This window comes from Pseudomonas sp. BRG-100 (assembly GCF_000737955.1).
Lineage (GTDB): Bacteria > Pseudomonadota > Gammaproteobacteria > Pseudomonadales > Pseudomonadaceae > Aquipseudomonas > Aquipseudomonas synxantha_A.
Window position 1 is genome coordinate 2,125,187 of sequence record NZ_JPRX01000001.1, and the last position, 13,085, is coordinate 2,138,271.

A 13,085-nucleotide genomic window follows, 5' to 3' on the forward strand; every position below is an offset into this window, starting at 1 on the left:
TTTGACAAACTAACAGGCAAACCGACGTATCCCAAACCCTGCTTGCCGCCTACCCTGCGCGCTTCATTCGCAGGATCGCGTTCATGACCTACCGCTCGAAAATTGCCTGGTTCTTTCTACTGGGTTTTGCCCTGGACCTGGTGAACATGTTTGTCGCCACCGTCGCCTACCCGGACATCGCCCGCGAACTGCACGCCTCGGTCACGCAACTGGCGTGGATCAGCAATGCCTACATGCTCGGGCTGACGGTGATCATTCCCTTGAGTGTGTGGCTGGCGGCGCTCATGGGCGAGCGCACCCTGATCGCCACCAGCCTGCTGCTGTTTGCCGGGGCATCGGTGATGGTCGGCCAGGCCGGCTCCATCGACGCGTTGATTGGCTGGCGCGCTGTGCAGGGGCTCGGCGGCGGCTTGTTGATTCCGGTGGGGCAAGCCATGGCTTACCGACACTTTCCCGCGGCCGAGCGCAGCCAGTTGACGGCGCGGGTCATGTCGGTGGCATTGCTGGTACCGGCATTGTCTCCGGCGCTGGGTGGGGTAATTGTCGACAGCCTGTCCTGGCGCTGGATTTTCTACGCCAACCTGCCTCTGGCGCTGGTGACCCTGCTGCTGGCGCTGCTGTGGATAAAACCCGATGTGCCTTCCACCGTACGCCCGCCCCTGGACCTGGGCAGTATGTTCAAACAAGCCGCCAGCCCGATGCTGCGTGTGGCAATGCTGGTTTACCTGTGTATTCCGGGGATATTTATCGGCACCAGCCTGATCGCCATCCTCTACGTGCGTGACCTGGGGTATGACGCCACCCAGACCGGCGTGCTCATGTTGCCGTGGGCACTGGCCTCGGCAGTGGCGATTTACTTGAGCAAAAAACTCTTCAATCGCTGCGGCCCGAAACCTTTGCTGCTGGCGGGCATGGTGCTGCAATGCGGCGGCATCCTGTCGCTCAACGAGCCGGCGCTGATCATTGCGGCCTACGTCTTGATGGGCCTGGGCGGCAGCCTGTGCAGCAGCACCGCACAGACCCTGGCCTTTCTGGATATTCCCGCCGAGCGCATGGGCCACGCCAGCGCGTTATGGAACATGAACCGGCAAGTGAGCTTCTGCGTGGGCGCCGCCTTGCTCAGTGCAGTACTGTCGACCTTGGATTCCTTCGCCATAACCTTCACGATAGCGGCAGCTCTGACCCTGTTGCCGCTTTTCGCAGTGCTGCGTCTGGATGCGTCCAAGGTACGCAGGCTGCTTCACCCTTGCAGCGAGCCCAACCATGATTGACTACAGCGATTTTTTTGAACAAGTGATCCAGACTCATGTCGAGATTGAGCAGTGGTTTGCCGGTTTTGCGCCTGAGGGCACGCTGCAAAATCTGCTGGCGCGCTTCTCACCGGAGTTCAGCATGGTCGCGCCGGCCACCGGCACGCGGGTCAACAGGGCCGGGGTTAATGCATTGTTCACGCGCCTGGGAGGGATGCGGCCGGGGTTGAAAATCACCTTGAGTGAAATGACCGGGATTGATCGTCATGCGCGGGGAGCCACGGTGACGTATCGCGAACATCAGGTGGATGCCAGCGGTACGCAGACAGATCGCCGCGCCACGGTGGTGTTCGAGAAGCAGGCCAGTGGTGCGCTGTTGTGGCGGCACTTGCATGAGACGTTCATCAAGGCTTAACGCGGGCCTGAATGTGGGAGAGGGCTTGCCCCCGATGAGCATAGATATCTACACAACTTTGTAGTCGCCAATGGTAACCACGATGCGAAGCGAGCCGCTCTTGCTCTTGATCTGCTTTTGATCTTAGGCGCCCCGTTAAACCACGCTGGCCGGAATTCGACAGGGATTTGGGGGGGTATGCCGGTTTAGCCGCCCCGCGCCATGGATGGCGCGTGGCGGCGGCCCCCCAAATCCATGGAGGATTACGGGCACACCGAGCCTAAGCGAGGTGCCGAGTGGTGGGGCAAGAGCCCTTTGGTTACTTTGGGGCTCTTTTCCAAAGTGACCCGCTGTAAAAGCGGAACCAATAGCAGCCGTTACCCAAATAACGGATATGTACTCGGTCTGATCCAACATCCTGGTCGGCTGTCAGGCCGCCATCGGGGGCAAGCCCCCTCCCACAGGGGCCCGCGGTATACCGAAAAGTTGTGTAGATACTCATGCCCCTCCCACAGTTTAGTTTTGTGTTGGGTTGACGATCACAGTGCAGGTAATCCCGGCCGCCAACAGCACGCCCTCCGGCACTTCATCAATGTGAATCCGCACCGGCACACGCTGCGCCAACCTCACCCAGTTGAACGTCGGGTTCACATCGGCAATCAGCTCACGGCTCTCGGGGTTGTCGCGGTCGTAGATGCCACGGGAGATGCTTTCCACGTGACCCTTGAGTGTCTCGCCACTCATCAATTGCATATCGGCTTTATCCCCGACGTTGACGTGGGGCAGCTTGGTTTCTTCAAAGAAGCCATAGACCCAGAACGAATTCATATCCACCACAGCCATCTTCGCTTCACCGATACGCGCATAGTCGCCGCGATGCACGTTGAGGTTGGTGACGTAGCCATCCACTGCCGCCAGCACACGAGTACGTTTCAAGTTGAGTTCAGCGGCCTCCAGTTGCGCCAGGGCGTGCTGATAATCGGCCAGGGCCGAGTCGGCGATATTACTGGCGTCGTCGCGGTTTTCCCTGGAGATCACCAGGGCGTCGAGGTCAGCGCGGCGGTGGGCGTTGAGCTTGCGCATCTCCCAGGTAGCCTTGCGTGAAGCCACCAGCGATTGCGCCTGCTTGACCGCGATGCGGTAGTGCTCGGGGTCGATCTGCATCAGCAGGTCGCCTTTTTTTACCAACTGGTTATCGCGTACCGGCACGTCCACCACCTCGCCGGTCACGTCAGCCGCGACGTTGATGATGTCGGCGCGTACGCGGCCGTCGCGGGTCCATGGCGTTTGCATGTAGTGCACCCACAACGTGCGGCCAATCCAGATCGCCAAGGCCAGAACCAGCAAGGTCGCGAGCAGGCTGAAAAACTTTTTCATCGGGGCATTCTCAACGGTAGACGCTCAGCGCCAGGGCGCCGAACAGGCAAGCGAACAGGCTCAGGCGCAACAGCGCCGGGTGCCAGAAAAACCGGTACAGGTCGAACCCGGCCAGAAAGCGATCAATCGCCCAGGCCAGCCCGGCGGCGATCAGGAACATCAGGGTCATGGTCGGCATATAGATGCCATGAAATGCGATTTCACGAGGCATTCGAGGCTCCTTTTAGGGCCGCCAGTGGGGATTGCGGGTCGAGCAGCGAAGTGCGGATAAAGTGCAGGTAGCTCTTCACCCGGCGCAGGGCCGAGGTATCGAAGTGCGGGGCGAAAGGTTCGTCGGTGGCCTGCACGCGGCTGATCGCATGGTCGACGGCGATCAAGCCGCGCTCCAGGTTGCTGGCGCTGGGTTGCAGGAACAAGCGCACCAGCGAACGGCCCATCACGCGGATTGCCTGGCGCCACGGCTGGGACTCGGCATAGGCCGGATGCACCGGCAGGATCGCCTGCTCCTTGCGCAACTCGATGATTGCGTGGCCGACCTCCAGCACCACGAACATCCAGCGCAGCAGGTCGCGTTGCACCTGCGGCTGGCCGGCCGCGAGGCCGTAAGCCTGGTGCAGCAGGTCGCGGGTACGGCTTTCAAAACTCGACGCCAGGCCCTTGAGCTTGCCGCTGATCGCATACACCACTTGCTCACGCAGGTCCTGCTCCAGGCGGCGCCACAGCCAGCGGCTGTTGGGTGGCAGGATGATCGCCCCCGCCGCCGCGCACACCAACATGCCGATGACCATGGCGATGTAGTCGTTGATAAAGGTGTAAGGGTTGTAGACCGTGAGGTTGTCCGGCACCGAGCCGGTGCTGAAGAAAATCAACAGGCCCACGCCGACACCGGCGTACTGCGGGCGGGAGGAGAGGAAAGCACCGAAGATGATCACCGGTGCGAGCATCACGCACAGCAGCGGGAAGCCGTCGATCCAGGGGAACACGAAGAACATTTCGACAAAGCCGACCAAGGCGCCGATCAAGGTGCCGCAGGCCATCTGGAACGCCATGCGCTTGGGGTTGGGTGTGGCGGCGGAGAGGCCCACCGTGGCCGCCGCGATCAAGGTCATGGTTGCGCCGCTGGGCCAGGCGGTGGCTACCCAGTAACTGCCCAGCACGATCAGGATAAACGAGGCCCGCACCCCGGCGGCGGCGCAGGCCAGCCAGTTGGTTTTTGGTGTATAGGCTTCGTGCCAGTCTTCCCGCGCATGGCGGTGGTCAGCCAGGGACGCGTGGGTTTGCGCGTAGTTGTGCAGGTCGTCGACGAAGCGGTACAGCAGCTCGTAGGCGGTATGAAAGTCCAACTGCTCGGCTTCGGTCGGGTTACCGTCCTGGAAGCTCGCCCGCAGGCTGCGCACCTTGGCGGGCAGGTCGTCCTTGTAGGCGCTCAGTTGATTAACCAGGCGCGTGGCATCCGGACTGGTGAGGGCGCGACCGGAGAAGCTGTCGAGCACTTCGGCCAGGTCTTGCAGGCCGGGTTTGATCGCTGCGACCACATGATCGGCCTCATCGGCACGCAAGCGTTCAAGCAACTGGTGCAAGGCGTTGAAGCGCGTGGTGATGCTCATGAATTCGCTGTTGAGGCGACTGAGCCGCCCGTTGCGTCGGCGCATGTGCGGGTCTTCGAACACGGTGACGCTGCGCAGCCCTTCCAGGCCCACGGCTTCGGCGATAAAGCGCACGTTACTGGCCTCGAACCCTTCGCGTTGGCTGCGCCCGCGCAGGCCGTCGGTGACGAACAGCGCGAACACGCCAAAGCGCTGGTACAGCGCGTTGCGCATGGCGGCGCTGGAGGTCTGCGGCAGGATGGCGGCGCTGACCACTGTCGAGCACAGAATCCCCAGAGAGATTTCCAGCACCCGCCACACCGCTGCCATAAAGGCGCCGTCCGGGTGAGCCAGCGCCGGCAGGCCGACCATCGCGGCGGTGTAGCCGGCAAGCACAAACCCATAGGCGCGGAAGTTGCGGTTGCGCGTAGCGCCAGCGGTACAAATGCCCACCCAGATCGCCAGCGCGCCGAGGAACAGTTCGGTGTTCTGTGCAAACAAGGCGATCAACAGCACCATCACCGCCGAGCCCGCCAAGGTTCCGAGGAAACGGTAGAAACTCTTGGCGAACACTTGGCCGCTCTGGGGCTGCATCACGATAAACACGGTGATCATCGCGGTGCGCGGTTGCGGCAGTTCCAGGCGCATCGCCAGCCACAGCGTGAGGAACGCGGCGACCAGTACCTTGAAGATATACACCCAGGTCACGCCGTCGCTGCGTGCCCAGTCGAAAAAGCCACGGCGCCACTCAAGGGAATGCAACCAGCGCAGCGGTGCAGGCAAGGAAGTCATCGAATCCTACTCAGTGGTCGAACACGGCAAGTGCCGCCGGGGTCTTGCTTGGAAGGGTCTTGGCATCCTGGGGCACATCGTTGCCGGCACCAAGGCCGCCGCCCAATGCCGTTACCAGTTCGGCATGGGCACTCAGGCGCGCCGCCTGCACCTGTTGCTCGACCTGTTGCTGACGGAACAGCAGGGTCTGGGCGTTGAGCACATTGAGGTAGTCGGTGAGGCCACGCTGGTAGGCGATCATGGCGATGTCATAGGTCTTCTGCGCCGAGGCCACCGACTGCGCGGCGAAAGCCGACTGCTTGTCCATGGACTCGCGGCGGATCAACTGGTCGCTGATGCCCTTGAGCGCATTGACCAGCGTTTGGTTGTACTGGGCGACCGCGATGTCATAGCCGGCACTGGCTTCGCCCAATTGAGCACGCAGGCGGCCGCCATCAAAGATCGGCAAGGTGATCGCCGGACCGACGTTGTAGTTGAATTTCTTGCCAGCCAGGAACTCCAGCATACCGCCGCCCGTGGCCATGTAGCCGAGGCTGCCGACCAGGTCGACGTTGGGGTAGAAACCGGCGTGGGCCACATCGATGCCACGGGCCTGGGCCGCCACCTGCCAGCGGCTGGCGACCACATCCGGGCGTTGGCCGAGCAGTTGCGCAGGCAGGCTTGAGGGCAACTTCAATGGCGCGGCGAGGGCCAGGGTCGGGCGTTGCAACTGCGCACCCTCGCCCGGGCCTTTACCGGCCAGCGCCGCCAACTGGTTACGGCTCAGGGCGATTTCCTCGTCCAGGGCATCCAGTTGGCGATGGGTTTCCGGCAGCGGGGTTTCGGCCTGGCTGACGTCGAAGTGGGTGCCGATCCCGGCGTTAAGGCGTTTGTTGGCCAGGTCGAGAATCTGCTGTTGCTGGGCCAGGGTGGCCGCGGCGATATCGCGGTCGGCGTAATGCAACGACAACTGGATATAGGCGCGCACCACGTTGTTCTGCAGTTCGAGCTGGGCCTGACGTGCTTCGGCAGCGCTCATGTGCGCCAGGTCGACCGCACGTTCGGTGCTGTTGCTTTCCCGCCCCCACAGGTCGAGGGCATAACTCAGACCCAGGGACGAGTTGTTATCCCAGGTGTTGGCGCCGCTCAATTCGCCGGGGCCGTAGAACTGATCTTTCGGCCAGTTGTGGCGCTTGAGGGTGGTGTCGCTGTTGATCTGCAACGACTCGGCCGACTCCGCAACCCCGGCCAGCGCCCGCGCTTGCCGCACGCGTGCGGCGGCCACGGCCAGGCTGGGACTGTTCTGGGTGGCGAGTTCGACCCAACGGTTGAGCTGCGGGTCGCCGTAGGCTTGCCACCATTGGGCGGTGGGCCAATGGGCGTCCTGGGAGGCGTCTTGAATGGCTTCATCGGTGGCCAGGGTATTGGCGTTGAGGGCCTGGCCTTGGGGGGCAATTCCTCCGGTTCCGATGCAACCGCTGATGGCTAACGATAAGGCCCAAACACTGAGAGTCTTCAGCTCTCTGCTGATGCGACGCGGCACGGCAAGCGAATTCCTGAGAGGTGTTGCGCAAAAGGTGGCGCAATTCTAGGCGGCGGCATGGAGGACGATAAGCTGGCATTCCTGTGAATCTTTGTTACCGTTCAGGCGATAATCCGTTGGTAGGGATCACTGGTCGGCGTAACTTTCTGTCACAATTTGTCATCTCCCTTGAGAACACTCCATGGACACTTTGCAAAACATGCGCGCTTTCAGTTGCGTGGCCGAAGCCGGCAGCTTCACCGCCGCCGCCGTGCAACTGGACACCACCACGGCCAATGTCTCGCGCGCGGTCTCCAACCTTGAGGCCCACCTGCAAACCCGCTTGCTCAACCGCACCACCCGGCGCATCGCGCTGACCGAGGCCGGTAAACGCTATTTGCTGCGCTGCGAGCAGATCCTTGCGTACGTCGAAGAAGCCGAAGCCGAGGCCAGCGACGCCCACGCCCGCCCTGCCGGGCAGCTCAAAGTGCACACCATGACCGGGATCGGCCAGCATTTCGTCATCGACGCGATTGCCCGTTACCGCCGCACCCACCCCGACGTGACCTTCGACCTGACCCTGGCCAACCGCGTACCGGACCTGCTCGACGAGGGCTACGACGTGTCCATCGTGCTGGCCAGTGAACTGCCGGACTCGGGTTTCGTGTCCCAGCGCCTGGGCATCACCTACAGCATTGCCTGTGCTTCCCCGGAATACGTCAAGGCCAAGGGCTGTGCACAGCGGCCGCAGGATTTGCTCAACCATGCGTGCCTGCGCCTGGTCAGCCCGGTGATCCAACTGGACAAATGGACCTTCAACGGGCCTGAAGGTCAGGAAAGCGTGGCGATCAACAGCTCGCCGTTCCTGGTCAACTCGGCCGACGCGATGAAAACCGCAATTACCAGCGGCATGGGCGTAGGCCTGCTGCCGGTGTATGCCGCCATCGAAGGGCTGCGCAACGGCACACTGGTGCGGGTGATGCCGACCTACCGCTCCCAGGAACTGAACCTGTACGCCATCTACCCTTCGCGCCAATACCTGGATGCGAAGATCAAGACCTGGGTGGAGTACCTGCGTGGTTCGTTGCCGGAAATTCTGGCGGCGCACCAGGCGGAGCTGGTGGCGTATGAATTGAGCGGTGGTTTAGGTGGTGCTCGCTTGAGTAATTGAGCCAGGCATGCGGTGACTGGTTTTGAACAGGTCACCGTATGCCTTGATAGGACGCATCATCTGACGGTGAAGGTCGTCCACTCAGAGGTTTCTTTGCCATCGATGAAGTAAAGACAAAGACCAAGCTCGTTTTTATGCAACTTTTCAATCTTTTCCTTGGGTACGGTAACAACGTAAGGTTTCACCTCTATCACTGTAACGGCCTCGTTATAGTCGCCATCCGAAGGCGTATTGCTGAACAAATATAAAACGAACTCCTGACCCTCCAGCATAGTGTCGTAATCCACCCCAACCTTCAGCCCCGTCCCAGGTACATGGTCGACGAACAACTCGCCATTGACGATCAATTCGATTGTGGGAGCCTGCGGCAAAGCCTCGTCAGGCTCGTTGCGTGTTTTACCAGCGGCTAAAAAATCCCTGATTCGCTTTATCTCATCGTCGATATTCATAAGAGTGATCTCCTGTTTAACAAAGGCATCAACCCCTGCCTTGAAAAACGAGAATAGGCGCTCACGTATTGGCCGAACAGCTCGTAGTTTTCACAGTTGACAGGTATTAAAACCAATGGAAGAGAAGCAGGACCGATCAAAACCCTGCAAAATTCTTATCGGGAATGTTAGCGTGCTTGGCATTCTTCCGTAGTCGACGAGCCCGCCTGCCATGAAAAAGACTGTCCTGGCCTTCAGCCGCATCACCCCACCGATGATCGAACGCCTGCAACAGGATTTCGAGGTGATCGTGCCCAACCCCAAACTGGGTGATATCAACGCGCAGTTCAACGACGCCCTGCCCCATGCCCACGGCTTGATCGGCGTGGGCCGCAAGCTGGGCCGTGAACAGCTTGAAGGCGCGAGCAAGCTTGAAGTGGTGTCCAGTGTATCGGTGGGCTACGACAACTACGACGTGCCGTACTTCAACGAGCGCGGCATCATGCTGACCAACACCCCTGATGTACTCACCGAAAGCACTGCCGACCTGGCCTTTGCGTTGCTGATGAGCAGCGCACGCCGGGTGGCCGAGCTGGACGCCTGGACCAAGGCCGGTCAGTGGAAAGCCAGCGTCGGCGCGCCGTTGTTTGGCTGCGATGTACACGGCAAGACCCTGGGCATCGTCGGCCTGGGCAATATCGGCGCGGCCGTGGCCCGGCGTGGGCGCCTGGGTTTCAACATGCCGATCCTGTACAGCGGCAACAGCCGCAAGACTGCGCTGGAGCAAGAACTGGGCGCGCAGTTCCGTAGCCTGGACCAGTTGCTGGCCGAGGCGGATTTTGTCTGCCTGGTGGTGCCATTGAGCGACGAGACCCGTCACCTGATCAGCACGCGCGAATTAGGCCTGATGAAGTCCAGCGCGATCCTGATCAATATTTCCCGTGGGCCGGTGGTGGATGAACCGGCGCTGGTCGAAGCCCTGCAAACCCAGAAAATTCGCGGTGCCGGGCTGGATGTGTATGAAAAGGAACCGCTGGCCGAATCGCCGCTGTTCCAGTTGAGCAATGCCGTGACCCTGCCGCACGTCGGTTCGGCCACCGGTGAAACCCGCGAAGCCATGGCCAATCGTGCTTTGGATAACCTGCGCAGCGCACTGCTGGGCCAGCGCCCGCAGGACCTGGTGAACCCGCAGGTCTGGAAGGGCTGATACATAACCCAATGTGGGAGGGGGCTTGCTCCCGATGGCGGTGGATCAGTTGTACATCTGCTGACTGACACGCCGATATCGGGAGCAAGCCTCCTCCCACATTAGCAGTGCCCGACACAAAATCCGGTTAAAGCCCAGGCCAGCCGAGTCGATAACCTTCCATAGATGATCGTCATCCCTGATCCACAGAAGGTTTTTATGTCCACCACCAAAGCCCGCGCAGACTCACTTTCGCTTCTGCTCTTTACCCTGCGCAGCGGCAAGCTGATGGCCATCAACCTGTTGAAAGTCAGTGAAATCATCCCCTGCCCGCCGCTGACCAAGCTGCCGGAGTCCCACCCGCACGTCAAAGGCATTGCCACCTTGCGCGGCACCTCGCTGTCGGTGATCGACTTGAGCCGCGCCCTCGGTGAAATGCCCTTGCAAGACCCGGACGGCGGCTGCCTGATCGTCACCGACGTCAGCCGTTCCAAGCAGGGTTTGCATGTGCAGGCAGTGAGCAAGATCGTGCATTGCCTGACCACCGACATCCGCCCGCCACCCTACGGCTCCGGGGGCAACCGTGCATTTATCACTGGGGTAACCCAAGTGGAAGGTGGCCTGGTACAGGTGCTGGATATCGAGAAAGTCATCCACGGCATCGCCCCGGCACCGATTGAAACGGCGCCGACCGACCTGACCATGGAAGAAGCCGAAGTGCTCGGCAACGCCCGCATCCTGGTGGTGGACGACAGCCAGGTGGCCTTGCAGCAATCGGTACACACCCTGCGTAACCTTGGACTGACCTGCCACACCGCGCGCAGCGCCAAGGAAGCCATCGATGTGTTGCTGGAACTGCAAGGCACGGGCGAGCAGATCAATGTGGTGGTGTCGGATATCGAGATGTCCGAGATGGACGGCTACGCCCTTACCCGCACCCTGCGCGAAACCCCGGATTTCAAGGACCTCTACGTGCTGTTGCACACTTCCCTGGACAGCGCGATGAACAGCGAGAAAGCCCGCCTGGCCGGTGCCGATGCGGTGCTCACCAAGTTCTCCTCCCCGGAGCTGACCAAGTACCTGGTCATCGCCGCGCAAACCGTGGCACAAAAGGGCCTGTAAGCAGTGGCCGAGTATTTCCAGCTGCTGCGTCGCGACCTCACGGGCAGCCTGCCCGCCCCGCAGTGGCCAGCGAATACGCGGCTGGATCATTACCGGGATGAATTGGCCCCGGCGATCCATGCCGTGTTGCGCATGACTCAAGACCAGGGCGGAGGCCGTGTCGCCAGCCTGGATGAATGGCGCCGACAGTTCGTGACCGATGCCGAGTGCGACCCGACGTTGTGCCTGGTCGCCATTAACGCCGACGGCATTCTCGGTGTCGCCCAGTGCTGGACCAGCGCCTTCATCAAGAACCTTGCGATACATCCTTGCGCCCAGGGCCAGGGGCTGGGGCGCGCCTTGTTGCTGCACAGCTTTCAGGTGTTCAAGCAGCGCGGCGAACCTTATGTCGACCTCAAGGTGCTGGAAAGCAACCTGCGTGCCCGGCAACTGTATGAAAGTGCCGATATGAGATTTGTCCTGCGCGACACTGTGCCCAAGGGCTGACAACCCCTGGCGCATAACTTGCTTCCAGAGTGCCGAGCGGTCGATAGAGGTAAAAAACCCGTCACCCCTCAAGCGTGCCCTCTGACCTAGCCTGGTGACAGATCCGCCATGAACACTCAGTTTTCTTGCGTAGGTTGCGGCAAATGCTGCAGCGACCATCACGTCCCCCTGACCCTCGCAGAAGCCCGTAGCTGGGCGGCGGACGGCGGTAACGTCATCGTCCTGGTTGAGGGTTTCCTCGGCAACGGCCTGGGCCTGCCCCTGCAACAACGTGAACACGCCGAGCGCCGATCGGTGATGGTGCCCAGCGGCACTACCGAGGCGTTTGTGGCAATCACCTTTGCCGCCTATAACGCCGGACGCTGCCGGAATCTTGACGAAGACAACCTTTGCCGTATCTATGAACGACGCCCACTGGTGTGCCGGATCTACCCGATGGAGATCAACCCGCATATCCCGCTGAACCCGAGTGCCAAGGATTGCCCGCCAGAATCCTGGGAACAGGGTCCGGCTTTGATCGTCGGTGGCGAGTTAATGGACAAGGAACTGGCTGAACTGATCAGCCGCTCGCGCCAGGCCGACCGTGATGATGTACAAACCAAGGAAGCGGTGTGTGCGTTGCTCGGCATTCGTACCACAGCGCTCAAGGGCGACGGCTTTACCGCCTACCTGCCGGATATGCAGGCGTTTGCCCAAGCTGTCGAGCAGGCAGTGGTCCAGCCGAGCATGGCCAATGAGTGGGTGTTCCATGTATCCGGTATGGACATCGCCGAACAACTGCTGGACGCCGGGGCGCAGATTGCCACCGAAGTGCCGGCCAACTATGCGTTTATCTCGTTGCGGGCTGCCTGACCGCCGACGGGGATTTGACTGAGCCTGCTCCGGCATTGAGATCTATCGCGATCATGGAGTGGCAGGCGCTACATCCAGACCATAGGGCTGGAGGATGCGTTGGTATTCGCCGTTGTGCATCAGCTGTTCAAGCGCATGGTTCAGCTCATTGCGCAGTGCGGTATCAGGTTTGCGTACCGCGATAGCCACGCTGTTGCCCAACAGGCCCGATGACACCACAGGCCCCAGGAAACCGAAGTCCAGGCCGTCGGCGGTGTCGAGCAGCGCCTCACGGATCTCCACGGCACCTTGCAAGGTCGCATCGATATCACCCGACACCAGGCTCTGAACCAGTTGGTCGTTGAGCCAGAAACTTCTGATGATCACCCCCGCCGGTGCCCACTGCGAGAGCGCAAAGGCTTCACGATTACTCCTGACCAACACCCCCACGCGCTTGCCCTTGAGCGAGCGCCGGCCAGGGATCAAGCCTGAGCCTTTACGACCCACCAGGCGGGTGGTGATCGGGTAGAGGTCATCGGTAAAACTCACCCGTTGTCGGCGCCGACATGTCGGCGCCATACCCATGATCGCGTCGAACTGCCGGGCTTCGAGGGCCGGAAAATTTTCCATGACGACTTGGTCAACCCAGATACAGCGCACGTTGAGTTGTTCGCACAAGGCATTGCCCAGTTCGATGTTCAGCCCCACCAATTGCCCTTGCGGGTTGCGGCTCTGAAAGGGGGGAAAATGCGCGGCCACGGCGAAACGAATCTCGCGCCGCGGTTGAACGTCGCCCGCAACGGCAGTCGTCGAGAGCAAGAAGGCAAGCACTGCACAGAGGTGTATCAGGGCCACGGGAACGTCCTTTTCCGGAAAGCTTACTCACTCGTCCCGATGGAGCGTCATCGGGACGAAGCAAACGCTGTGCAAGCTTTCAAGAATCGACCGCGGACCTACAAGT

At 61.0% G+C, this 13,085-nt stretch carries 13 protein-coding genes; 7 read left to right on the top strand and 6 right to left on the bottom strand.

Going from position 1 to position 13,085, the window contains the following annotated elements; genetic code table 11:
- The first annotated feature begins 83 nt into the window (after positions 1-83).
- Together JH25_RS17875 and JH25_RS17870 are read left to right on the top strand one after the other, a co-directional pair.
- Positions 84-1,271, top strand: coding sequence for an MFS transporter (locus JH25_RS17875; RefSeq protein ID WP_032877700.1), 1,188 nt, complete (start codon positions 84-86; stop codon positions 1,269-1,271).
- The gene (locus tag JH25_RS17870) at positions 1,264-1,665 is read left to right on the top strand and encodes a nuclear transport factor 2 family protein (protein ID WP_032877701.1); all 402 of its coding nucleotides are present in this window, start codon (positions 1,264-1,266) and stop codon (positions 1,663-1,665) included. The genes JH25_RS17875 and JH25_RS17870 overlap by 8 nt, the downstream gene beginning before the upstream one ends.
- Before the next feature lie 495 nt (positions 1,666-2,160).
- Here JH25_RS17870 and JH25_RS17865 read toward each other — a convergent pair whose 3' ends face one another.
- The 4 genes from JH25_RS17865 to JH25_RS17850 are packed head-to-tail and all read right to left on the bottom strand — an operon-like array spanning position 2,161 to position 6,921.
- Positions 2,161-3,021, bottom strand: coding sequence for an efflux RND transporter periplasmic adaptor subunit (locus JH25_RS17865; protein WP_032877703.1), 861 nt, complete (start codon positions 3,019-3,021; stop codon positions 2,161-2,163).
- A 10-nt stretch (positions 3,022-3,031) separates the two neighbouring features.
- Entirely contained in the window at positions 3,032-3,232 is a 201-nt protein-coding gene (locus tag JH25_RS17860; RefSeq protein ID WP_005784982.1) for a DUF1656 domain-containing protein, read from the bottom strand.
- A complete protein-coding gene (locus tag JH25_RS17855; RefSeq protein WP_032877705.1) occupies positions 3,222-5,399 on the bottom strand; it encodes an FUSC family protein in 2,178 nt (725 codons plus the stop codon). Before JH25_RS17855 ends, JH25_RS17860 begins: the two co-directional genes overlap by 11 nt.
- 10 nt (positions 5,400-5,409) lie before the next feature.
- Positions 5,410-6,921, bottom strand: a complete 1,512-nt coding sequence (locus tag JH25_RS17850; RefSeq protein WP_032877707.1) for an efflux transporter outer membrane subunit — start codon at positions 6,919-6,921, stop codon at positions 5,410-5,412.
- 181 nt (positions 6,922-7,102) lie between these two features.
- On the opposite strand from JH25_RS17850, the gene JH25_RS17845 reads away from it, so the two are divergent.
- Positions 7,103-8,071 carry a LysR family transcriptional regulator gene (locus JH25_RS17845; protein ID WP_032877708.1) on the top strand — a complete coding sequence of 323 codons (969 nt, stop codon included), beginning with the start codon at positions 7,103-7,105 and terminating at the stop codon, positions 8,069-8,071.
- 56 nt (positions 8,072-8,127) lie between these two features.
- Here the strand turns inward: JH25_RS17845 and JH25_RS17840 are convergent, their stop codons facing one another.
- A complete protein-coding gene (locus JH25_RS17840) occupies positions 8,128-8,520 on the bottom strand; it encodes a hypothetical protein (RefSeq protein WP_032877710.1) in 393 nt (130 codons plus the stop codon).
- Positions 8,521-8,731: 211 nt separating this feature from the next.
- On the opposite strand from JH25_RS17840, the gene JH25_RS17835 reads away from it, so the two are divergent.
- The 4 genes from JH25_RS17835 (at position 8,732) to JH25_RS17820 (ending at position 12,145) form a co-directional block, all read left to right on the top strand.
- Positions 8,732-9,706 (top strand): 2-hydroxyacid dehydrogenase, encoded by a 975-nt coding sequence (locus tag JH25_RS17835; RefSeq protein ID WP_032877711.1) that lies wholly within the window; start codon positions 8,732-8,734, stop codon positions 9,704-9,706.
- 198 nt (positions 9,707-9,904) lie between these two features.
- Positions 9,905-10,807, top strand: a complete 903-nt coding sequence (locus JH25_RS17830) for a chemotaxis protein CheV (protein WP_005784972.1) — start codon at positions 9,905-9,907, stop codon at positions 10,805-10,807.
- A gap of 3 nt (positions 10,808-10,810) precedes the next feature.
- Entirely contained in the window at positions 10,811-11,293 is a 483-nt protein-coding gene (locus JH25_RS17825; protein WP_032877712.1) for a GNAT family N-acetyltransferase, read from the top strand.
- Between the two features lie 108 nt (positions 11,294-11,401).
- Positions 11,402-12,145 (top strand): YkgJ family cysteine cluster protein, encoded by a 744-nt coding sequence (locus JH25_RS17820; protein ID WP_032877713.1) that lies wholly within the window; start codon positions 11,402-11,404, stop codon positions 12,143-12,145.
- A 51-nt stretch (positions 12,146-12,196) separates the two neighbouring features.
- Here JH25_RS17820 and JH25_RS17815 read toward each other — a convergent pair whose 3' ends face one another.
- Entirely contained in the window at positions 12,197-12,979 is a 783-nt protein-coding gene (locus tag JH25_RS17815; RefSeq protein WP_032877714.1) for a transporter substrate-binding domain-containing protein, read from the bottom strand.
- Positions 12,980-13,085 lie beyond the last annotated feature (106 nt).

Bases quoted from the DNA above. Each gene is read 5' to 3' on its own strand.
- JH25_RS17820 (WP_032877713.1), top strand. From the start codon at position 11,402: ATGAACACTCAGTTTTCTTGCGTAGGTTGCGGCAAATGCTGCAGCGAC.
- JH25_RS17845 (WP_032877708.1), top strand. From the start codon at position 7,103: ATGGACACTTTGCAAAACATGCGCGCTTTCAGTTGCGTGGCCGAAGCC.
- JH25_RS17835 (WP_032877711.1), top strand. From the start codon at position 8,732: ATGAAAAAGACTGTCCTGGCCTTCAGCCGCATCACCCCACCGATGATC.
- JH25_RS17875 (WP_032877700.1), top strand. From the start codon at position 84: ATGACCTACCGCTCGAAAATTGCCTGGTTCTTTCTACTGGGTTTTGCC.
- JH25_RS17855 (WP_032877705.1), bottom strand. From the start codon at position 5,399: ATGACTTCCTTGCCTGCACCGCTGCGCTGGTTGCATTCCCTTGAGTGG.
- JH25_RS17870 (WP_032877701.1), top strand. From the start codon at position 1,264: ATGATTGACTACAGCGATTTTTTTGAACAAGTGATCCAGACTCATGTC.
- JH25_RS17840 (WP_032877710.1), bottom strand. From the start codon at position 8,520: ATGAATATCGACGATGAGATAAAGCGAATCAGGGATTTTTTAGCCGCT.
- JH25_RS17860 (WP_005784982.1), bottom strand. From the start codon at position 3,232: ATGCCTCGTGAAATCGCATTTCATGGCATCTATATGCCGACCATGACC.
- JH25_RS17865 (WP_032877703.1), bottom strand. From the start codon at position 3,021: ATGAAAAAGTTTTTCAGCCTGCTCGCGACCTTGCTGGTTCTGGCCTTG.
- JH25_RS17830 (WP_005784972.1), top strand. From the start codon at position 9,905: ATGTCCACCACCAAAGCCCGCGCAGACTCACTTTCGCTTCTGCTCTTT.